The sequence below is a fragment of the Pseudomonas sp. BN606 genome (genome assembly GCF_029873115.1).
In the GTDB taxonomy this organism is placed as follows: Bacteria; Pseudomonadota; Gammaproteobacteria; order Pseudomonadales; family Pseudomonadaceae; genus Metapseudomonas.
Window position 1 is genome coordinate 176,994 of record NZ_SSOF01000080.1, and the last position, 20,417, is coordinate 197,410.

The window sequence follows — 20,417 nt, forward strand, 5'->3', positions numbered from 1 at the left end:
CCCCGCAACCTTTCCTGCCGGGTTATCCACAGATGCCGTTCGGCACCGTGGTTTGCCGGGCTGCGGTCACTCTTCTAGCCTGATTCCATCGCAAGGAGCACCCGCCGGCAGGACGCCAGCCCCCGCGCAAAGCGCGGCCTCGCATCAATCATCTGCCCTCCGCTGTTTCTTGGCGATGCACTGCATCGGGCCTGAGGCGCCGCGCATTTCGCCGCGCCTGGCTGGCCCGTGCCCTGATGAGTTGAACAAAAGGAGATGGATGATGAACACAGCAAGGACATTCCGTGTTGCCTGGTTGCTTTCGCTGGCGTTGCTCTGCGCAGGCCCGTTGCTGGTCGCCGGTTCGGCGCAGGCGGCGAGTCCCGCCTGCAGCGCCAGCCAGGACTGGATCACCAACCCTGCCCCACCCAGCGAGATACCTGAAGGCAGCAACGCAGATTTCTGCGACTTCTATCAGTTCGCCTGGCAATGGTTCTTCCAACTGGTGAGCCCGTCACAGAGCGATCCGAGCCTGCGCAACTTCCAGATAAACGCCAATTACCCGATCCTCCAGGCGACCGGCACCAATTCCTGTGATCCGGCCAATCAGTCCGAAGTGATGTTCGTGCGCCGCGACAAGCCCATCGCTGCCGGCACACCCTTCCAGATTCCGGAGCGCACCGGCCAGGCGGGTGGCGGCGACACCATCTTCGACCAGAACGGCAATGTGGTCTTCTACGAGATCCGCTTCAGCCAGAGCCTCTGCAACGTGGCGCAGATTCAGAGCGCGCCGAACTACCCAGCCGGTACCACCGAGATGAAAAGTGCCTGGCGGATCATCACCGATGCCGACAAACCGAATTACTTCTGGATAGAGGCAAACGTGGATGGGGTGCCCGGCAACGAGTTGCTGGGGCTGGTGGGGTTCCACATGGCGATCGCCACCGCGCTGCACCCGGAATTCATCTGGGCCACTTTCGAGCACCGCAGCAACGTGCCCGAATGCAGCAATCCGGGGACCGCTCCAGCGGGAGGATGGTCTTTCACCAGCCCGACCTGCGCTGTGGATAACCCTCCGTCTACCTGCAACATGAACCTGGCCGCGCCCAGCACCAGCCTTACCGGGACGCCCTCGGAAATCTGCCGGGTCTACCATGACGGGACCAACACCGCCGACCATGAAGCAGACACCAACATCGCCGATATCGACAGCCTGAACACGCAGATCCAGGGCTTCCTCTCGGCATTGGGCAGCGACAATCCCATGAGCGTCTGGCAGAACTACATGAATGTTGGTGCCCTCTGGGAAAACGACGTTACCCAGCCATCCTCCACGTTCTCCAACCAGCGCGGGTCCATGCGCCTGGCCAATTCTGTGATGGAAACAACCTTCCAGAACGTCGACCCGACGCAGCCCTTCATTTCCAACTGCTTCGGTTGCCACAACTTCAATGGCAGCGGAAACAGCAACACCATTCCCTGGGCCAGCTTGAGCCACATTTTCGACGACGTGATGCAGGGCCAATGTGCCACCCCGCAGGACGTTCAAGCCGGGCCCATCTGGAACAACAGCCAGGCCGCACAGACTTGCCCCAAGGTGTGCAACAGCAAGGGTGGCTGGAACGGCAATTGGAAGACAACCGAACCCGGCAACATGTCGGTCTGCGGCTGCTGCGGGGGATAAGTCCGCACCGGGGCGCGTGATCATTTACTGATCAGTTTCGTGCGAACCTCGTCAATCGTGGGATACAGCGGTGCCCGCACAGCTTATCCACAGACGGCTGCACAGATATTGTGTGTAGTCGTCTGTGTAAGTTATTGAAATTGCGCGAAAAACACTCAATCGACGGCAAGCCGCTCTGCGCCTGGGTTACGGCCATCCATGGACACCTTATGCACAGGACCATCCACGTGAATTGGGTACAAGCGTGGAAAACCTCTCACGGGGTTGTGGGTTACTTGGTGGCGCCATGGCGCTGTCCAGCATTGGCGCTGCCATGAAGGCACAGGTGGTCATGGAATGATCAGATGGCTGGAGCGCACACCACTACTGGCCTGCAGCGATGCCTGTACAGCTTATACACAGATGCCTGCACAGATATTGTGCGCAATGCCAAGCACAAGTAATTGAAATAGAACGAAAAATGTACAGAGATGGGAAAGCCGCGGTGCACCGGCTTCCTGGAAGTCGAACTACAGTTTATCCACAGATGAGTCCACGGGTTTTGGGTAAAAGCGCTGGCTCCCTGTGAACAGATCTCCGGCCCTCGCCACTTTCATGAAGGTTTGCCCGTCAGCCAAGGTCTCTTGGCGTGGTTTCGCGAATGAATTGGCTCCTGCAGGAGAGGTGATGCAATGCTTTATGCACAGAGGAGTCTTTCCGGCTGCAGGTTGAACATAAAGTGATCATGTTGATGGAGGCCGCGTTGGCCGTGCCCTGCAGCATTGTCCGCACAAGCTATCCACAGATGGTTACACAGATATTGTGCGCAATGGTCGAGTTATCCCTATGAATTTGCTCGAAAAATGCCCAGGAAGTGGGAAGCTGCGTCAGTCTTGGGCTTCGTGCATCCATTGACATCTTATCCACAGAAGCGTCCACCGGATTTGGGGGAAAAAGGCTCTGCAATGGGCATCTCCGCAAAAGGGAGAAGGCATACGCAGGGTGTTTTTCCGCGGGGCGCTGAACCTGGTCGGAAACTGATCAATCCCCGGAAGTGCCCGGTTGGCGTGGGGTAGCAAAGTGTCCGAACAGCTTATCCACAGTCTGTTGCACAGTATCTGTGTGCAATGCACAGAGCAAGCGATTGAAAATGCTCAGAAAATAGCCTGATCGCGGTGAGGCGCGCGTGGTGTGGGGCCTGGAGGTTGGTCTACACCTTATCCACAGGCCCTTCCACTGATTTTGGGGAACAGAAGGAAAGGCGCGGCTTCAGATGCCTTCGCGCATTTCCCGGTAGCGCGCTTCGAGTTCCTGGCGAATCTGGCGGCGCTGCCTGGCCTGGGCGAAGCGGCGCTTCTCATCGGTGGTTTCCGGTTGCAGGGGAGGTACCTGCGCGGGACGTCGTTCGTCGTCCAGGGCCACCATGGTGAAGAAGCAGCTGTTTGTGTGGCGTACCGAGCGCTCGCGGATGTTCTCGGTGACCACCTTGATGCCTACTTCCATCGAGGTGTTGCCGGTGAAGTTCACCGAGGCGAGGAACGTGACCAGTTCGCCCACGTGGATAGGTTCGCGGAAGATCACCTGGTCCACCGAGAGGGTCACCACGTAACGACCGGCATAACGGCTGGCGCAGGCGTAGGCGACTTCATCGAGGTACTTGAGCAGGGTGCCGCCGTGGACGTTACCGGAGAAGTTGGCCATATCCGGGGTCATGAGGACGGTCATCGACAGTTGTGCGGTTCCGGGTTCCATGCTGGCCTCGTCAGTTTGGGGGCTGTCAGGGATAGACGCGGGCTGGCGCCGGGGCGCCACAGTCGGCGTCACGCATTTCCATGGACGCTTGTGGATAACCCTCGACTCAGGGGGCTGCGCTCGTCTGATGGCAGGCTGGGCGTTCCTCCACCAGGTCGCTGGGGCCGCAGGCCAGGCCGTGCTGACGGCGTAGCTGCGCCAGTTCCTCGCTTTGCTCCATCAGGAACCGGTCGAAGGCTTCGAGGATCTCCGGGTGCTTCAGGCTGCTGGCGTGGAAGGCCGTCCGCTCCAGCGGCAACTGCGGGTCCAGCAGCAAACGGTCACTGCCAAGGTTGGTACTGGTTTCCAGGTAGTGGTGCAGCACTTCCGGATTGGCGTAGATGGCGTCGATGCGCAAGCGCAGCAGCATGCGCACAAGGCCGCCGATGTCGCCGGCCTCCACCAGTTGAACCTGACCATTGCCCAAGCGCTCCTGCCAGGCCTCTGGGGTAAAGCCGCGCACGGTGCCGAGACGGCGTACCGAATCGACGCCCCGCCCGAGGTGCTCGCGCAGCACCAGGGTGCCATCGATTATCCGAATCACCGGGCGGCTGTAGTGCAGGCGTGCATCGCCCTTGAGTTGGCGCGACCACTTGGGGTTGTCGGGGAACACCAGCATCAGCCGGTCTGTGGTCTGCAGGTTGCGGTGCAGGCGATTGATCGGCAGGGGTTCCAGTTCGAGGGCAAGGCCCTGGCTTATGGCGAAGCGTTGGAGAAGGGCGATGGCGTAGCCCTCGGCGGGCTGGCCTGGTATTGCACGGTAATAGGGAAGGTAGTCCTGGCTTTCCAGGCCGATGCGCAACGGCTCTGCCTGGCAGACGCCGATAGCCAGGAACAGCAGCGTGAGGATCGCAGCCTTCATCGAGCGGGCCAGAAAAGGTGGAGATGTTGTGAGCCTAGCAGCCGTACGGGGAGAACGTCAGCGCCCGGCGAGATTGCCGGGCGCTGCGCGCAGTCCGGTCACAATCAGGCGTGGGTCAGGTACCAGCGCCAGTCCTGTTCGCCGACTTCGCTGACGAACTGGCGGAACTCTTCCCACTTGATGGCGAGGAAGATCTTCAGGAAGTCCTCGCCCAGTGCGTCCTTGGCCCAGGCCGATTGTTCCAGGTTGCGCAGGGCGGTGAGCCAGTCCGTCGGCAGGGTTTCGCGTGCCTGCTCATAGCCGTTGCCAAGGATGGGCTCGCCCGGGTCGATCTGTTCGCGAATGCCCTTGTGGATGCCGGCGAGGATTGCCGCGGCCGCCAGGTACGGGTTGGCGTCGGCGCCACAGATGCGGTGCTCGACGTGACGGCTCTTGGCGGGGCCGCCAGGTACGCGGAAAGACACGGTACGGTTGTTCACGCCCCAGCTTTTCGCCAGAGGCGCGTAGCTGTTGGCCTGGAAGCGGCGGTACGAGTTGGCGTTGGGACAGAAGATCGCCAGCGCGTCGTTAAGCGTGGCCATCATCCCGCCGATGGCGTGGCGCAGCAGCGGCGTACCGTGCGGGTCCTCGCTGGCCATCAGGTTGTTGCCCTGCTCATCGGCGAGGCTCACGTGCATGTGCAGACCGCTACCGGCAAGGTCGCCGAACGGCTTGGCCATGAAGCAGGCGACCAGCCCGTGCTTGTTGGCCACGCCTTTTACCAGGCGCTTGTAGCGAACGCCTTCATCGACCGCGCGCAGGGCGTCGAAACGGTGCTCGAGGGTCAGCTCCAGTTGGCCAGGGGCGTACTCTGAGATGGCGGTGCGAACCGGCAGGCCCTGGGCCTCGCAGGCCGCGTAGAGGTCGTCGAGGAAAGGCTGCAGTTGTTCCAGCTCATAAACGCCGTAGACCTGCGGCGCCTGCGGGCGCACGCCGTTCCCCTGCAGGGCTGGCTGTGGACGACCGTTGGCATCGCGCTGCTTGTCCAGCAAGTAGAACTCCAGCTCGACTGCCATCACCGGGTGATAGCCGTCGGCCTTGAGGCGTTCGATGGTGCGTGCCAGCACATGGCGCGGGTCGCCGGGGCTGGCCGGCAGGCCCTGGGTCGGGTGCATGCTTACCTGCACCTGGGCAGTGGGTGTGGCGCGCCAGGGCTGCATTGCCAGCGAACCGGGTATCGGGTAGGTCCAGCAGTCGGCGTCGGCGACTTCCCAGACCAGGCCGCTGGCCTCGACATCCTCGCCCTGGATGGTCAGCGAGAGAATGGAGCTGGGCAACGGGCGGCCGTTCTCGAAGATCGCCAGCAGTTCTTCACGGTGCAGCAGCTTGCCGCGCGGGATGCCGTTGGCGTCGAACAGCATCAGTTCGATGCTGCGTACTTCCGGATGTTGTTCAAGGAAGTCGCGGGCTTCCTGGGGATCGGCGAATTTCATGATCGTTCTCTTGGGTAGGGTGCGCCGTGCGCACCTTTCATTCGGGTTATCGGTGCGCGGGGCGCACCCTGCGGATCATTCGCGGGCGCCGGGGATGGCCAGCAGTTCGCCTATGGCTTCGTCCAGGGTCGCGATGAGCTGGTCCACGTCGGCGGCGGTGGTGGACGGGCAGCACAGCGTCATGTTGTGGAAAGGCGTGATCAGGATGCCGCGGTTGATCAGGTAGAGGTGCAGCGCCATCTGCAGCTCATCGTGGAACGCGGCTTCGGCTTCGGCGCCGGTGCGCGGGGATACCGAGCAGAACTGGAACTCGCTGCGCGCGCCCAGCTCGGTCACCGACCACTTCAGCTCGTGCTTGGCGATCAGGCTGCGGAAGCCATCGGCCAGCCGCTTGGCCAGCGGCAACATGTGGTCATAGGCGGCCTGGGTCATTACCTGTTCGAGGTTGGCGCGCATGCAGTGCATGGCCAGGGCGTTGGCCGAGAGGGTAGTGCCCATGCCGCTATGGCCGTGGCCATGGCTGTCTTCCTGGGCTTTCTTGCGCGAGGCGAGCATCCGCTCTGCCATGTCCGCGCTGCAGCCGAAGATGCCGCAAGGCACACCGCCGGCGATCGGCTTGCCGACCACGAAGAAGTCCGGATCGAGGTTCCACAGCTGGGTGCAGCCGCCGATGTTGGTGGAGATGGTGTGGGTTTCGTCGATGATCAGCAGGCTGCCGTACTTGCGTGTCAGTTCCCGGCACTTCTGCATGAAGCCCGGGTCGGGCAGGACCATGCCGATGTTGGTCATGGCCGGCTCGCAGAGCAGGGCGCAAACGTCGCCCTTCGCCAGCGCGGCTTCCAGTGCCTCGACATCGTTGAAGGGAATGGAGCGGCTGTACTGGGTCAGGTCGTAGGCCTGGCCGACCAGGCCGGAGCGGGGCACGGTTTCGCCATCGCGGTAGCGCACCATCACATCATCCACGGTGCCGTGATAGCAGCCGTCGAACACCAGCAGGGTCTTGCGCTCGGTGATGGCCCGGGCCCAGCGCAGCACGTAGCGGTTGGAGTCGGTGGCGGTGGCGGTCACCTGCCAATAGGGCAGGCCAAAGCGCTGGGCCAGCAGTTCGCCGCAGACCACGGCGTCCTCGCCCGGCAGCATGGTGGTCAGTCCGTTGTTGGCCTGCTCGGCGATGGCCTTGGCGATCGGGTCCGGCGAGTGACCGAACATGGTGCCGGTGTCGCCCAGGCAGAAGTCGATGTATTCGTGGCCGTCGACGTCATAGAAGCGGGCGCCCTTCGCGCGTTCGACGAACAACGGGCAAGGCGTGGACCAGTCGGCCATCCAGTGCATCGGCACGCCGGCATACAGTGACTTGTGCGCGCGTTCGGCGAGGGCGACGGATTTCGGGTTGCGCTCGAGGAAACGGGCGCGCTCGCGGGCGGCGAAGGTTTCCACAGCGGCTTGGCTGATTCCACTAGCAGTCATGTTGAACACCTCGTTCGAATTTCTGCACATCGTGTTTTGTGATCACAATTCTGTCAAGACTTGCTATAAGAAGCCCTGAAATTTAACGTTCAACCATATTTGTGATCACAGGACCGAGCGAAAGACTAGATGGAAAGCGTCCACTGGTCTGGCGACGAACCTTGATCAGCCCCACCAATCCCTCCAAACAGAAGGCGACCAAAACGATGCGTAACTGCAGCCTGACCCTGAACCAACTGCCGGCGCCGCCGGCCATTGCGTGGTGACAAGCCCATGGCCGAGAACCTGCAGGAACTGCTTTACCAACGACTACGCGAGGGCCTGCTGGCAGGCCAGTTCAAACCCGGCGAGCGCCTGAAGATCCGCGATCTCGCCGCTGCCTGGGGCACCAGCCCGATGCCCGTACGCGCCGCCTTGCAGCGCCTGGTGGCTGAAGGCGCCCTCGAGGGCGAGCCACAGCGCTCGGTGCGCGTGCCGCCCATGACCCGGGAACGCTTCAAGCAGATCTTCCAGGTGCGTATGGCACTGGAAGGCATGGCCGTGGAAACGGCCGCCGCGCGATTGACCGCCGAGGAGCTGGAAATCCTGCGGGCCTGCATGGAGCGCATGGATATCGCCATCGAGCAGCGAGATGTGCAGGGCTACCTGACCGATAACAGCCAATTCCATCGGGTTCTTTACGGTGCCTGTGGCAATCCGGTCCTGCTACGTACCATCGAAACCCTCTGGCTGCAGGTCGGACCTTTCTTCAACCGACTGTTCACCGAGGCGGACCTGTCATTACGTCTGAACGACTTCCACGAGGACGCCTTCAAGGCGCTGCTGGAAGGCGACGGCAAGGCCGCGCGTTTTGCCATCGAGCAGGACCTTTCCTACTTCGGCCAATTCCTTCTTAACCTGCTGGAACTGGACTTCGCACAGGCCCGCAGCGGCTGATCCGGTGTTCTGCGGGAGCGGGTCAGCCCTGCTCCCGTAGGATGCTTCAGGCAAGTGTTACGGCATATTGCTCTGACCTGGCGAGACATGTCGCAGTGATAGTCTGCGTGCGTTCCTTGCATCAACTTCCCTAATTCCTACATGGCTCCGCTGGAGCCGAGCGAGTTGCCCGCGCGCGGGATCGCTGTGCCGCGCATTGCAGAAAAGGAGTCGGCCGCCATGCATGCCATTGCTTTCATCCAGGATCTTGCCGTGATCATGCTGGTCGCGGGCATGGTGACCATCCTTTTCCACCGCTTCAAACAGCCAGTGGTGCTGGGCTACATCGTCGCTGGCTTCATCATCGGGCCGCACACGCCGCCCTTCGAGCTGATCCATGACGAGGAAACCATCAAGACCCTCGCCGAGCTCGGGGTGATCTTCCTGATGTTCTGCCTGGGGCTCGAATTCAGCCTCGCCAAGTTGTTCAAGGTCGGTGCCACGGCCTTCATCGCCGCCTTCCTGGAAATCGTGCTGATGATCTGGATCGGCTACGAGATCGGCAGCTATTTCGGCTGGAGCACCATGGACTCGCTGTTCCTCGGCGCGATCCTGGCCATCTCGTCCACCACCATCATCGTCAAGGCGCTCAGCGACCTGAAGTTGAAGAACGAGCGCTTCGCCCAGCTCATCTTCGGGGTGCTGATCGTCGAAGACATCCTGGGTATCGGCATCATCGCGCTGCTTTCAGGTATCGCGGTGAGCGGCTCGGTGGAAACCGGCGACGTGTTCGCCACCGTCGGCAAGCTCAGCCTGTTCATGATCGTCGCGCTGGTCATCGGCATCCTGCTGGTGCCGCGTCTGCTCGCCTACGTGGCGAAGTTCGAGAGCAACGAGATGCTGCTGGTGACCGTGCTCGGCCTGTGCTTCGGCTTCTGCCTGCTGGTGGTGAAGCTCGAATACAGCATGGTGCTGGGCGCCTTCCTGATCGGCGCGATCATGGCCGAGTCGCGCCAGCTGGTGCAGATCGAGCGGCTGATCGAGCCGGTTCGCGACATGTTCAGCGCGATCTTCTTTGTCGCTATCGGCCTGCTGATCGATCCCAAGGTGCTGGTCGAGTACGCCTGGCCCATCGTCGTCATCACCCTGGCGGTGGTGCTGGGCAAGATGATCTCCTGCGGCCTCGGCGCTTTCATCGCCGGCAATGACGGCCGCACCTCGCTACGGGTCGGCATGGGCCTGTCGCAGATCGGTGAGTTCTCTTTCATCATCGCCGCGCTTGGCATCACCTTGCAGGTCACCAGCGACTTCCTCTATCCGGTAGCGGTGGCCGTGTCGGCCATCACCACCCTGCTGACGCCTTACCTCATCCGCGCCGCCGACCCGCTCTCGATCAAGCTGGCCAAGGTGATGCCGCAGCCCCTGGTGCGTGTCTTCGGCCTGTACGGCGAGTGGCTGCGCAGCATTCAGCCTCAAGGTCAGAGTGCGGTGCTGGCGGGGATGATCCGCAAGATCCTGCTGCAGGTAATGGTCAACCTGGCCCTGGTGGTGGCCATCTTCCTTGGCAGCGCCTACTTCGCCGGAGCGCTCGCCGAATACCTGAGCGACTGGGTGACCTCGCCCAATCAGCAGAAGGCGCTGATCTGGGGTGGCGCGCTGCTGCTCTCGCTGCCCTTCCTGATCGCCGCCTACCGCAAGCTCAAGGCGCTTTCCATGCTGCTGGCGGAAATGGGGGTGAGCCCGGACAAGGCCGGGCGCCACACCGAGCGGGTGCGCAAGGTTATCGCCGAAGTGATCCCGCTGCTCTCGCTGCTGGTCATCATGCTGCTGCTGATGGCGCTGTCGGCGAGCATTCTGCCGACGCTGGAGTTGCTGGTGCTTATCGGCCTGCTGGCGGCAGGTGTCAGCGCGCTGCTCTGGCGCTGGTTGATCCGTGTGCACTCACGGATGCAGATTGCCTTGATGGAGACGCTGGAACAGAACCAGAACCACCGCTGACGGGCGGCATCAGCCCGCGCATTCGACGCCGATCGTAGCGTGCGCTGCAGGCGCCGCGTGCGGAGTAGGTGGCTGGTGCGCATGGCGCACCCTACAGACTGAGCCCATCTTCAACGCCGCTGTTCCGACGCGGGAATCAGCTGGCCAGCCAGACGTCCCGTGCCCAGTGCCAGACGGAGTCCCAGCTCTCGTCGGTGAGTTCGCCCTCGTCGCCGTCCCACAGGACGACTTCGCCTTCGCCGTCGACCAGGTAGTAGTTGCGGCCATCCTGGCAGAGGGGCACCAGATCGCGCGGTACGCCCAGGTCCCAGGCGACGGCGGCGACTTCCGGCAGGTAGGTGTGGGATTGCGGGTCGGTGGCGGTCACCGGTTCCAGGCGGCCATAGACCACATCGCTGACCTTGAGCAGGAACTCGCGCAATTCGAAGGGCAGGTTGATCAGCAGCTGCTCCTCGATCTCCACCAGCAACTCCTCGTCAGGAAGCTCCAGGGGAACCGGCACCGGCTCGTTGAGTTCACGCAGCTGTTCGATGACTTCTTCCATGGCAAAAGGCCCTCATGCATTGGGATGCGCTTTATACAGTAGCCGGGTGGACGGGAAAATCGCGGGTTCAATGGACGAAGGTTTTCACCAGACAGCACGGCCAGCCCACCTTATCCTCGAATTTTTTGCCAAGGAGCCTGTCATGGCGATCACCTGGACCTGCAAACATCACAGCGAGCTCGATTCCCACGAGGTCTACGCGTTCCTGGCGCTGCGCTGCCAGGTGTTCGTGGTGGAGCAGAAATGCCCCTACCTGGATGTCGATGGCCAGGACCTGGAAGCCGATACCTGCCATGTGATGGCCTGGGAAGACGACAAACTGCTGGCGTACCTGCGCCTGCTGGACCCATCGACCCAGGGCGGCGATGTGGTGATCGGACGCGTGGTGAGCGCCGCCGAAGCACGTGGTCGCGGCCTCGGGCACGGACTGATGGAGCGTGCCCTGATCGAGGCCGGCAAGCGCTGGCCGGGCATGTCGGTGTATCTCTCGGCCCAGGCGCACCTGCAGGGTTACTACGGCCGCTACGGTTTCTCTGCGGTGACCGAGGTTTACCTGGATGACGGCATTCCTCACGTTGGAATGCGCCGCGCTTAGGCCCAACACTGCTTTGCAGTGCCGGGCTCAGCACCAACCGCTTTATCCCGGCCGGAATGTGCTGGCTAAACTTTGTGCACCATCCGGCTGCCCGGGGCAGCCACCAACACCCTGGCTTTCCACAGGAGGTGCATCATGCGAATGGCCGCAACCCTGCAGCGCAGCCTGGAACGTACCCATACCCAGTTCGATCTGGTGCCGCACCCTCACTCGGCCACCAGCCTGGAGTCGGCGCGCGTCGCCAATATTCCCGCCGAGCGTCTGGCCAAGCCGGTGATCCTGGACGATCGCCAAGGCAATTTCCTCATGGCGGTCGTTCCCTCCAGCCGCCACCTGGACATGGGCAAGGTGCGCAAGGACTCGAGGATCTGGCAACTCACCCACGAAGCCGACCTGGCCCGCCTGTTCAAGGACTGCGAACTCGGTGCCGTGCCGGCACTCGGCGAACCCTATGGCATGAACATGCTGGTGGACCCGCAGCTGACGCGGCAGAAGGACATCTACCTGGAGGCCGGCGACCACGAAAACCTGGTGCATATGCGCATGGATGATTACCTGAAACTGGTGCCACATGCGGAAGTCTGCGAGCTCTGCCACTAGGGCCCGTGATTTGCTCGCGAAATCATGAAGAAGGTCCGGGGCGTCAGACCGCCCATTCCACCGCCTTTCTGGTTCCGCCGCTCCCTCGCGCGGCGGCGTTGGCGCAGAGGTGGCGGTCGCCATCAGTGAAACGAAAAACCCGGGACAAGCCCGGGTTTTTTCATTGCAGAAGCAATCAGTTCTGACGGATGCCCGCCACCAGCCAGGGCTGGTTTTCGCCATTTACGCGCTCCATGCGCCAGCTTTCGCTGAACACTTCGCCCTGGTCGAAACGCGAGGACTTGGAGACACCGTTGAAGGTCAGGGTGGCGACGGTCTTGTCGCTCAGCTCATCGATGCCGTCCAGCTGCACCTGGAGGTTGTCGATATAGGTGGACTGGTAGGCATCGCCCAGGCTGGCGCGCTCTTCCTTCAGGAAGCTCAGCATCTGCGGGGTGACGAACTCGGCGATCTTGTCCATCTCGGCCGCGTCCCAGTGCTGTTGCAGGGCCACGAAGTGCTCGCGGCCGGCTTCGATGAAACGCTGCTCGTTGAACCAGCTCGGCGCGTTGAAGGCAGGCTGAGCCACCGGGGCGGAGCTGCCGAAGATCGACGGCTGCTGTTGCGGCATCTGCGGCATTTCACGCTGGAACGGCGCATGGCCGGCCATGGCGGGGCGGCCCTGCTGCTGGGCGCGCTTGCGGGCGGCCAGGAAGCGGAAGATCAGGAAGGCGATCAGGCCGATGATCAGGAAGTCGAAGATTTGCATGCCGTCGAAGCCGTCACCCATGAACATCGAGGCGAGCAGGCCACCGGCGGCGATGCCGGCCAGCGGGCCAAGCCAGCGGGATGCACCGCTCGCGGCTGCGGCGGGCTTGCCAGCTGCGGCAGGGGCGGCGGCGTTCGGGGCTTGCTGGGCGGGAGCCGCCTGGCGGGTCTGGTGGGTCGGCGCGGAGCCGAAGGACTTGCCGCCACCCATACGCTTGGCGGCGTTGACATCCAGGCTGAGCGTCAGGCCGACGCAAAGGGCCAGGGCAATACTGAGAAATCGGCGCATCAGAGGCTTCTCTTGGTTATGAATCTACGCGCGCCATGCTGCACAGTCAGTCGCGCGATAGCTAGGGGCAGAGTGTTTCGGGATTTTGTCGTACAGCTCTGTCGGCCTTTTCCGGGCATGCCGTTCATCTGCGCAGTAGGAACACCAGTGGGCCGCAGCGCAACTGACGGCGTAGCAGGGCGCGCAAATCTGCTTCGTCTTCCAGCGGATGGCGCAGCCAGTGGACGAAGGTGCGCAGGTAGGCTCCGGTGAGCAGGCTTTCCTCGGCGATGCGGCACAGGTGCAGGGTTTCCCGCTGCGCCGCCTCGCGCCACCACTGCACGGTACGGCTGACGCGTAACAGTCCCAGCACTTGCAGGTGGATATGCCCGGGCTCGAGCTTGTAGAGCAGCATCTGCGCGGTCACCGCGCGGTGCGGCGCCAGCGCGCCAAGCCAGGCCATCAGCAGTTCCTCCAGGCGCCTCTCCGCGCCCAGGGCCGCCAGGTCGCCGCCTTTGCTGCGCTCCAGCAGAGCCAGGTCGGCGCGGTCGAACCAGGCCTCTACCAGGTCATCCTTCTGTCGATAATGCTTGGCGATGGCGTCGAGGCTGACGCCGAGTTCATTGGCTACCTCGAACAGGTGCAACCGTTCCCAACCACTGGTATCGGCCAGGTTCAGGGCGCAATCGAGAATCTGCTGGGCGCTGGGTGAGCGGGGCATGGACGTTCCTCCGCCACTCAGTATGGCCAAGCGCGCGGCGGCGGCAGAGGCATCGGACGGGCGGAGAGTCCGTGGAGCTTCAAAACCGGTTGAAGCGAATTCATTCGCGAATGAATTCGCTCCAACAGAACAGGCGGCGGGAGAGCGTCCCGGTCAGAGCGGCTGCAGCTTGGCGTACGCCAGCATCAGCCACTTGCTGCCTTCGCTCTCGAACTTCACCTGCACCCGGGCCTGGGCGCCGGCGCCTTCGAAGTTGAGGATGGTGCCCTCGCCGAACAACGCATGCTGCACTCGCTGGCCCAGGGAGAAGGGCGTTTCCGGCACGGCGGCACCGTCGAAGATGGAGCCGTGGCGGCTACCGCTCCCCATGGGACGGCTGATGCTGTTGTTCAGGCGCACTTCACGAATCAGCTGCGGCGGCACTTCGCGGACGAAGCGCGAGACCTTGTTGTAGGTCTCGCTGCCGTAGAGCCTGCGGGTTTCGGCGTAGGTCAGGACCAGGCGCTGCATGGCACGGGTGACGCCGACATAGGCCAGACGGCGCTCTTCTTCCAGGCGGGTCGGGTCTTCCATGCTCATCTTGTGCGGGAACAGGCCTTCTTCCATGCCCACCAGGAATACCAGGGGGAACTCCAGACCCTTGGCGCTGTGCAGGGTCATCAGCTGTACGCTGTCCTCGAAAGCGTCGGCCTGGGTTTCCCCGGCCTCCAGCGAGGCGTGGCTGAGGAAGGCCTGCAGCGGCGTGAGGTCGTCCTCGGGCTCTTCGTTCTCGAAGGCGCGGGCGGCGCTGACCAGCTCTTCCAGGTTTTCCACCCGGGCCTGGCCCTTCTCGCCCTTCTCGTCCTTGTGGTACGCCACCAGGCCACTCTGCTCGATGACCGTCTGGGTCATCAGGTGCAGGGGCATCTCCAGGCACTTCGCGGTCAGGTTCTCGATCAGCTCCATGAAGGCCGCCAGGGCGCTGGAGGCGCGACCGGCCAGGGCCTTGTTGGCGATCATCAGGCGCATCGCTTCCCACATCGAGACTTCGTTGACGCGGGAGAACTCGCGGATGCTCTCCACGGTTTTCTCACCGATACCGCGTGGCGGCACGTTGATTACCCGCTCCAGCGCCGCATCATTGCCACGACCGTCGAGCAGGCGCAGGTAAGCCATGGCGTTCTTGATCTCGGCGCGCTCGAAGAAGCGCTGGCCGCCATAGATGCGGTAGGGAATCTTCTCCCGCAGGAGGGCCTCTTCCAGCACCCGCGACTGGGCGTTGGAGCGATAGAGGATGGCGATTTCGCTGCGGGCCATGCCGTCTTTCAAGGCGCTCTCGATGCTCTCCACCACGTAGCGGGCTTCGTCGTGCTCGTTGAACGCGGCATACAGGCCAATGGGTTCGCCGTCTTCGCCCTCGGTCCAGAGCTCCTTGCCCAGGCGCCCTTGATTGTTGGCGATGAGGGCGTTGGCGGCCTTGAGGATGCCTGCGGTGGAGCGGTAATTCTGCTCCAGGCGAATCACCTCGGTATCCGGGAAGTCGCTGGAGAACTGCTGGATGTTCTCGATCCGCGCACCGCGCCAGCCATAGATCGACTGGTCGTCGTCGCCCACCACCATCAGGCTCTGGCCACCCTTGGCAAGCAGGCGAAGCCAGGCGTACTGCACGGCGTTGGTGTCCTGGAATTCGTCCACCAGCACATGGCGGAAGCGTCGCTGGTAGTGCTCCAGCAGGCTCGGACGGTCGCGCCAGAGGTCAAGGGCGCGCAGCAGTAGTTCGGAGAAGTCGATTACCCCGGTGCGCGCACAGGCGGCTTCGTAGGCTTCGTAGATCTTCAGCATGGTGCCGAGGAACAGGTCGCCGCCGGCCTGGATGTGCTGCGGACGGATGCCCTCGTCCTTCTGTCCGTTGATGAACCACTGTGCCTGACGTGCCGGCCAGCGCTGCTCGTCGAGGCCGAGGTCGCGAATCACCCGCTTGACCAACCGCTGCTGGTCGTCGCTATCGAGGATCTGGAAGTTCTCGGTCAGGCCCGCTTCCTGCCAGTGGGCGCGCAACAGGCGGTGCGCCAGACCGTGGAAGGTGCCGACCCACATGCCTGCCGGGTTGATCCCCAGCAGTTGCTCGATGCGCTGGCGCATTTCGGCCGCGGCCTTGTTGGTGAAGGTCACCGACAGGATCGAGTGCGGCGAGGCCTGCTCCACCTGGATCAGCCAGGCGATGCGGTGCACCAGCACGCGAGTCTTGCCGGAACCGGCGCCGGCAAGCACCAGTTGACGCCCCAGCGAGGCCGCTACGGCCTGGCGTTGAGCGTCGTTGAGGGAGTTCAGGAGGAGGGAGAGATCATCATGCATCGCGGCATTCTATTGGCGCGGCTGGGGGAGGGCAAACCGATGACCGGATGGTCAGCCGGATGGTCGCCGATCCGTGCGGCCGAGACCCTCCGAAAGTTGGGGGACGCTCATCCGGAACCTCGCACATAAAGCTATTGCAGCGACTCACCGCTCGGGTAAGCTCCGGGCTCGCTTAGGCAGACCACTACAAAAAAAGCGCCTATGACCGCCAATTCAATGCCCGCCGACCAGGCGTCTTTCCTGGTCGACAGCCGTGAGATCCGCCAGCAGTTCGCGACCGACATTGCGGCCGAGCGAACGCGCCTCCTTTATCAGGGCTCACAGGTCCCGACCCTGTTCATGCTGCTCAACGGCCTCGCCTGCGCCTACCTGCTCTGGGGGACCGGCAACGGCCTGCTGCTTGGCGGCTGGCTGGTCTGGCTCGTCCTGCTGGCCGTCCTGCGCCTGACCCAGGTGGCCGCCTTCAACAAGACACTGCCGTCGAAACAGGCCTGCCCGCGCTGGCGCCACGCCTTTCTGCTGGGGGCCGGCGCTTCCGGGCTGACCCTGGCTTTCGCCGCCGTGGCGCTGGTGCCGCCGGATGCATTCCTGACCCAGGCGCTGGTCTACGGGCTGATCGCCGCCGCGATACTCTCCGCCAGCGTCGCCTATGCGGTGAGTCTCTCGGCTTTCCTTACCTTCGCCCTGCCTTGTCTGCTGCCTTCCATTGCCTGGCTGCTGCTGGGGGATACCCCCCTGCTGCGCGGCTGGGGCGTGCTGGGCGTGATACTTGCCGCGTCGCTCATGGTGGTGGCCTGGCAGATCAACCGGCTGGTGCAGCGCAGCCTCCTGCAGCGGTTCCAGAACCAGGCATTGATCTGCCATCTCGAAGAAGCCAAGGCCCGCGCCGAGGGCCTCAACGGCGAGTTGGCTCGTGAAGTGGAGCAGCGCCGCCGTGCCGAGCGCGAACTGCGCCGTGCCCACGGTGAGCTGGAGATGCGCGTGGCCCAGCGTACGCTGGAACTGGCCGATGCCAGCCATGCTCTGGTCAAGAGCGAGGCACGCCTGGCCCTGGCCCTGGAAGCCAGCGAACTCGGCCTGTGGGACTGGAACCTGGAGACCGACGAAGTTCATCACACGCAGCTAAAGGCCATCTTCGGCATCGATGCGGAGGACGTGACCCGCGTGCTGAGCGACCTGAAGCCGCGCCTGCACCCGGACGACCTGCCGCTGCTACGCCGGACCCTGGTGGAGCATATGAAGGGCCGAACGGATGGTTACGCCATCGACTACCGGGTGCGCCACAACGATGGCCACTGGGTCTGGGTGGAAGACCGCGGCCGCGTGGTGGAGCGCGATGGAACCGGCAAGGTGCTGCGCATGCTGGGCACCCGCCGCGACATCACCGCGCGCAAGCACCAGGACGAGGAACAGCGCCTGGCGGCCACGGTGTTCGAGGCTGCCAGCGAGGGCATCGTCATCCTTGATCCCGACTATCGGGTGATCCAGACCAATGAAGCTTTCAGCCAGGTCACCGGCTATCGCCAGGACGAAGTGATCGGGCGCAGCGTCGCAACCCTCATCGGCAGCCGCGAAGCCCGCCGCCGCTACTACCTGATCCGCGAAGAGCTGGAGCAAAGCGGCAGCTGGCAGGGCGAGCTGATGGACACGCGCAAGAGCGGTGAACTCTATCCGCAATGGCTGCAGCTCAACGTGGTGCGCGACTCGCGGGGCAACGTCAGCCACATCGTCGGCTTCTTCGCCGATCTCACCTCCCGGCGGGAGGCCGAGGAGCGCCTGCGCTACCTGTCCAACTACGACGAACTCACCGGGTTGGCCAACCGCACCCTGTTCAAGGACCGCCTGCACGAGGCCAGCCAGCGCGCGCGGCAGAGTGGTCGCAGCCTGGCCTTGTTGCACATCGACCTGGATCGCTTCAAGGTGCTCAACGACAGCCTCGGCCATGAAGTGGCCGACCAGCTGCTGCGTCAGGTCAGCCGTCGGCTGACCCAGGCGGTGCCGGAAGCCGACACCATCGCGCGCCTGTCTGGTGACGAATTCGCGGTGATCCTCGACGCCTATGGCAGCCTTTCCAGCCTGGCGCGCCAGGCCAGTCGCCTACTCGGCAAGCTGCGCATGCCGATTACCGTGGGGGGCCACGAGCTGGTCATCAGCGGTTCGCTGGGCATCAGCCTGCTACCGGACAACGCCCGCGACATTTCCGCCCTGATCAGCCAGGCCAACATGGCCATGCAACATGCCAAACACCTGGGCGGCAACACCTTCCAGTTCTTCACCGACAACCTCCAGGCCTGCACCCTGGAGCGCCTGCAACTGGAGAACCAGCTGCGCAAGGCCATCGAGGAAGGCCAGCTGGAAGTCTTCTACCAGCCCAAGCTGGGCCTGGCCGACAACAGTCTGAATGCCGCCGAGGCGCTGGTGCGCTGGCGTCATCCGCAGCAGGGGCTGATCCCACCGGGGGACTTCATCGGCCTGGCCGAGGAGACCGGGCTGATCGCGCCCATCGGAGAGTTCGTATTGCGCCAGGCCTGCCAGCAGGCCCGTGAGTGGCAGCGACAGGGGCTGGCCGACATCCGCGTTTCGGTAAACCTGTCGATGCACCAGCTGCGCCAGGGCAACCTCGTCAGCCTGGTGCGCCAGGTGCTGGAGGAAACTGGCCTGCAGGCCCGCCTGCTGGAGTTGGAGCTGACCGAGAGCCACCTGCTGGAAAACGTCGAGAACGTCATCGCCACCTTCCACCAGCTACGGCAGCTCGGCGTAAAACTGGCCATCGACGATTTCGGCACCGGCTATTCATCCCTGAGTTATCTCAAGCGCTTCCCGGTGGACTACGTGAAGATCGACCAGACCTTCATTCGCGACCTCTCCGCCGGCAGCGAGGACGCGGCCATCACCCGCGCAATCATCGCCATGGCCCACAGCCTGGAGCTGAAGGTGGTGGCCGAGGGCGTGGAAACCCAGGAACAGCTGAACTTCCTGCGCAGCCAGCGTTGCGACGAGATCCAGGGCTACCTGATCAGCCCGCCGGTGGAGGTGCCTAAGTTCGTGCGGCTGCTCAGGGAGCAGGCAACGGCGCTCTGGCACTGACGCGGTCCGTAGCGGTGCGCGCGGCGTCCCCCATCCGGCCTCAGGCGCTTGCAGCGGTGCGGCTGTTGCCGGTGCTGAACCAGCGCATCAGCAGCGCATTTTCCAGTGGCAGGTCTTCCGGCAGCGGCAGGTAAAGGGTGTGGCCGTCGCCTGGGGCCACTGTCTTGCGCTCGCCGAAGCGGTTTTCCAGGGCTTCCAGCTTGAAATCCACATTGCCTCGCGGCGTCATGAGTTGCAGGCGGTCGCCTACTGCGAAATGGTTCTTCACGCGCACTTCCGCGAGCCCGTGACGCACCACCCCGGTCAGCTCCCCGACGAACTGCTGGCGCTCGGCAAGGGAGTAGCCGTGCTCATAGTTCTGGTACTCGTCATGCACGTGGCGGCGCAGGAAGCCTTCGGTGTAGCCGCGGTTGGCCAGTGATTCGAGGTCGTCCATCAGGGTGAGGTCGAAGGGGCGCCCGGCACAGGCGTCGTCGATGGCCTTGCGGTAGGCCTGGGCGGTGCGCGCCACATAGAAGTGCGATTTGGTGCGGCCCTCGATTTTCAGCGAATGCACGCCCAGCTGCAGCAACCGCTCCACGTGGTGCACGGCGCGCAGATCCTTGGAGTTCATGATGTAGGTGCCGTGCTCGTCTTCCCAGGCGGACATCAGCTCGCCTGGACGGTTGGCCTCTTCCAGCAGGACTAACTGCTCGCTCGGCGCGCCGCAACCAAGCGTTGGCACCAGTTGGCCCAGCTCATCCTCCTGCGCGGGCTTGGCGCCGTACTGCCATCGGCAGGCGTTAGTGCAGGTGCCCTGGTTGGGATCGCGGTGATTGAGGTAGCCCGACAGCAGGCAGCGGCCGGAATAAGCCATGCACAAGGCGCCGTGGACAAAGACTTCCAGCTCCATGCCCGGCACCTGCTGGCGGATTTCGCCGATTTCCTCCAGGGACAGCTCCCGCGACAGGATCACCCGGCTGAGCCCCTGCTGCTGCCAGAATTTCACACTGGCCCAGTTCACCGCGTTGGCCTGCACCGAGAGGTGGATGGGCATCTGCGGGAAGTGCTCGCGCACCAGCATGATCAGGCCGGGATCGGACATGATCAGCGCATCCGGCCCCATGGCGATGACCGGCTCCAGGTCCTTGAGGAAAGTGCGCAGCTTGGCGTTGTGCGGGGCGATGTTCACCACCACGTAGAAACGCTTGCCGGCGGCATGTGCTTCGGTGATGCCAAGAGCCAGGTTGGCGTGGTCGAACTCGTTGTTGCGTACCCGCAGGCTATAGCGCGGCTGGCCGGCGTAGACGGCGTCGGCGCCGTAGGCGAAGGCGAAGCGCATGGCCTTGAGGGTACCGGCGGGGGAAAGCAGTTCGGGACGGTGCATGGCGCGGC

15 protein-coding genes are annotated in these 20,417 nt (G+C 63.4%); 6 read left to right on the top strand and 9 right to left on the bottom strand.

Annotated features, from left to right (window positions below; translation table 11 throughout):
• Window positions 1–262: 262 nt before the first annotated feature.
• Window positions 263–1,663 (top strand): mannan-binding lectin, encoded by a 1,401-nt coding sequence (locus E8E75_RS23520; RefSeq protein ID WP_218584164.1) that lies wholly within the window; start codon window positions 263–265, stop codon window positions 1,661–1,663.
• 1,248 nt (window positions 1,664–2,911) lie between these two features.
• Here E8E75_RS23520 and E8E75_RS23525 read toward each other — a convergent pair.
• The 4 genes from E8E75_RS23525 to E8E75_RS23540 all read right to left on the bottom strand — a co-directional run bounded on the left by E8E75_RS23525 (window position 2,912) and on the right by E8E75_RS23540 (window position 7,234).
• A complete protein-coding gene (locus tag E8E75_RS23525; protein WP_120653864.1) occupies window positions 2,912–3,394 on the bottom strand; it encodes an acyl-CoA thioesterase in 483 nt (160 codons plus the stop codon).
• 106 nt (window positions 3,395–3,500) lie between these two features.
• Window positions 3,501–4,295, bottom strand: a complete 795-nt coding sequence (locus tag E8E75_RS23530) for a transporter substrate-binding domain-containing protein (RefSeq protein WP_153919184.1) — start codon at window positions 4,293–4,295, stop codon at window positions 3,501–3,503.
• Between the two features lie 104 nt (window positions 4,296–4,399).
• Window positions 4,400–5,767 carry a glutamine synthetase family protein gene (locus E8E75_RS23535; protein WP_120653866.1) on the bottom strand — a complete coding sequence of 456 codons (1,368 nt, stop codon included), beginning with the start codon at window positions 5,765–5,767 and terminating at the stop codon, window positions 4,400–4,402.
• A 75-nt stretch (window positions 5,768–5,842) separates the two neighbouring features.
• A complete protein-coding gene (locus E8E75_RS23540) occupies window positions 5,843–7,234 on the bottom strand; it encodes an aspartate aminotransferase family protein (RefSeq protein WP_153919181.1) in 1,392 nt (463 codons plus the stop codon).
• Window positions 7,235–7,507: 273 nt separating this feature from the next.
• Here E8E75_RS23540 and E8E75_RS23545 point away from each other — a divergent pair, with 273 nt between their 5' ends.
• Window positions 7,508–8,170: a GntR family transcriptional regulator gene (locus E8E75_RS23545; RefSeq protein WP_120653868.1), complete on the top strand. Its 663-nt coding sequence runs from the start codon at window positions 7,508–7,510 to the stop codon at window positions 8,168–8,170.
• Window positions 8,171–8,389: 219 nt separating this feature from the next.
• A complete protein-coding gene (locus E8E75_RS23550; RefSeq protein ID WP_153919179.1) occupies window positions 8,390–10,147 on the top strand; it encodes a cation:proton antiporter in 1,758 nt (585 codons plus the stop codon).
• Window positions 10,148–10,283: 136 nt separating this feature from the next.
• Here E8E75_RS23550 and E8E75_RS23555 read toward each other — a convergent pair whose 3' ends face one another.
• Window positions 10,284–10,691, bottom strand: coding sequence for an SMI1/KNR4 family protein (locus E8E75_RS23555; RefSeq protein WP_120653870.1), 408 nt, complete (start codon window positions 10,689–10,691; stop codon window positions 10,284–10,286).
• Between the two features lie 142 nt (window positions 10,692–10,833).
• Between E8E75_RS23555 and E8E75_RS23560 the strand changes: the two genes are divergently transcribed.
• Window positions 10,834–11,286, top strand: coding sequence for a GNAT family N-acetyltransferase (locus E8E75_RS23560; protein WP_153919176.1), 453 nt, complete (start codon window positions 10,834–10,836; stop codon window positions 11,284–11,286).
• Window positions 11,287–11,421: 135 nt separating this feature from the next.
• A complete protein-coding gene (locus E8E75_RS23565) occupies window positions 11,422–11,886 on the top strand; it encodes a YbaK/EbsC family protein (RefSeq protein ID WP_120653872.1) in 465 nt (154 codons plus the stop codon).
• 175 nt (window positions 11,887–12,061) lie between these two features.
• Here the strand turns inward: E8E75_RS23565 and E8E75_RS23570 are convergent, their stop codons facing one another.
• The 3 genes from E8E75_RS23570 to uvrD form a co-directional block, all read right to left on the bottom strand.
• Entirely contained in the window at window positions 12,062–12,922 is an 861-nt protein-coding gene (locus E8E75_RS23570; RefSeq protein WP_153919175.1) for a Tim44 domain-containing protein, read from the bottom strand.
• A gap of 124 nt (window positions 12,923–13,046) precedes the next feature.
• Window positions 13,047–13,622, bottom strand: a complete 576-nt coding sequence (locus tag E8E75_RS23575) for a TetR family transcriptional regulator (RefSeq protein WP_120653874.1) — start codon at window positions 13,620–13,622, stop codon at window positions 13,047–13,049.
• Window positions 13,623–13,775: 153 nt separating this feature from the next.
• A complete protein-coding gene (gene uvrD / locus E8E75_RS23580) occupies window positions 13,776–15,956 on the bottom strand; it encodes a DNA helicase II (RefSeq protein WP_120653875.1) in 2,181 nt (726 codons plus the stop codon).
• Window positions 15,957–16,172: 216 nt separating this feature from the next.
• Between uvrD and E8E75_RS23585 the strand changes: the two genes are divergently transcribed.
• Window positions 16,173–19,043 carry an EAL domain-containing protein gene (locus E8E75_RS23585; protein ID WP_153919437.1) on the top strand — a complete coding sequence of 957 codons (2,871 nt, stop codon included), beginning with the start codon at window positions 16,173–16,175 and terminating at the stop codon, window positions 19,041–19,043.
• Window positions 19,044–19,083: 40 nt separating this feature from the next.
• On the opposite strand, the gene yegQ is transcribed toward E8E75_RS23585, so the two are convergent.
• Complete coding sequence (yegQ, locus tag E8E75_RS23590) at window positions 19,084–20,409, bottom strand: tRNA 5-hydroxyuridine modification protein YegQ (RefSeq protein WP_153919172.1); 1,326 nt, start codon at window positions 20,407–20,409, stop codon at window positions 19,084–19,086.
• Window positions 20,410–20,417: the final 8 nt, after the last annotated feature.

Coding starts and splice junctions, on each gene's coding strand:
- E8E75_RS23520 (WP_218584164.1), top strand. CDS start 263: ATGAACACAGCAAGGACATTCCGTGTTGCCTGGTTGCTTTCGCTGGCG.
- E8E75_RS23525 (WP_120653864.1), bottom strand. CDS start 3,394: ATGGAACCCGGAACCGCACAACTGTCGATGACCGTCCTCATGACCCCG.
- E8E75_RS23530 (WP_153919184.1), bottom strand. CDS start 4,295: ATGAAGGCTGCGATCCTCACGCTGCTGTTCCTGGCTATCGGCGTCTGC.
- E8E75_RS23535 (WP_120653866.1), bottom strand. CDS start 5,767: ATGAAATTCGCCGATCCCCAGGAAGCCCGCGACTTCCTTGAACAACAT.
- E8E75_RS23540 (WP_153919181.1), bottom strand. CDS start 7,234: ATGACTGCTAGTGGAATCAGCCAAGCCGCTGTGGAAACCTTCGCCGCC.
- E8E75_RS23545 (WP_120653868.1), top strand. CDS start 7,508: ATGGCCGAGAACCTGCAGGAACTGCTTTACCAACGACTACGCGAGGGC.
- E8E75_RS23550 (WP_153919179.1), top strand. CDS start 8,390: ATGCATGCCATTGCTTTCATCCAGGATCTTGCCGTGATCATGCTGGTC.
- E8E75_RS23555 (WP_120653870.1), bottom strand. CDS start 10,691: ATGGAAGAAGTCATCGAACAGCTGCGTGAACTCAACGAGCCGGTGCCG.
- E8E75_RS23560 (WP_153919176.1), top strand. CDS start 10,834: ATGGCGATCACCTGGACCTGCAAACATCACAGCGAGCTCGATTCCCAC.
- E8E75_RS23565 (WP_120653872.1), top strand. CDS start 11,422: ATGCGAATGGCCGCAACCCTGCAGCGCAGCCTGGAACGTACCCATACC.
- E8E75_RS23570 (WP_153919175.1), bottom strand. CDS start 12,922: ATGCGCCGATTTCTCAGTATTGCCCTGGCCCTTTGCGTCGGCCTGACG.
- E8E75_RS23575 (WP_120653874.1), bottom strand. CDS start 13,622: ATGCCCCGCTCACCCAGCGCCCAGCAGATTCTCGATTGCGCCCTGAAC.
- uvrD (WP_120653875.1), bottom strand. CDS start 15,956: ATGCATGATGATCTCTCCCTCCTCCTGAACTCCCTCAACGACGCTCAA.
- E8E75_RS23585 (WP_153919437.1), top strand. CDS start 16,173: ATGCCCGCCGACCAGGCGTCTTTCCTGGTCGACAGCCGTGAGATCCGC.
- yegQ (WP_153919172.1), bottom strand. CDS start 20,409: ATGCACCGTCCCGAACTGCTTTCCCCCGCCGGTACCCTCAAGGCCATG.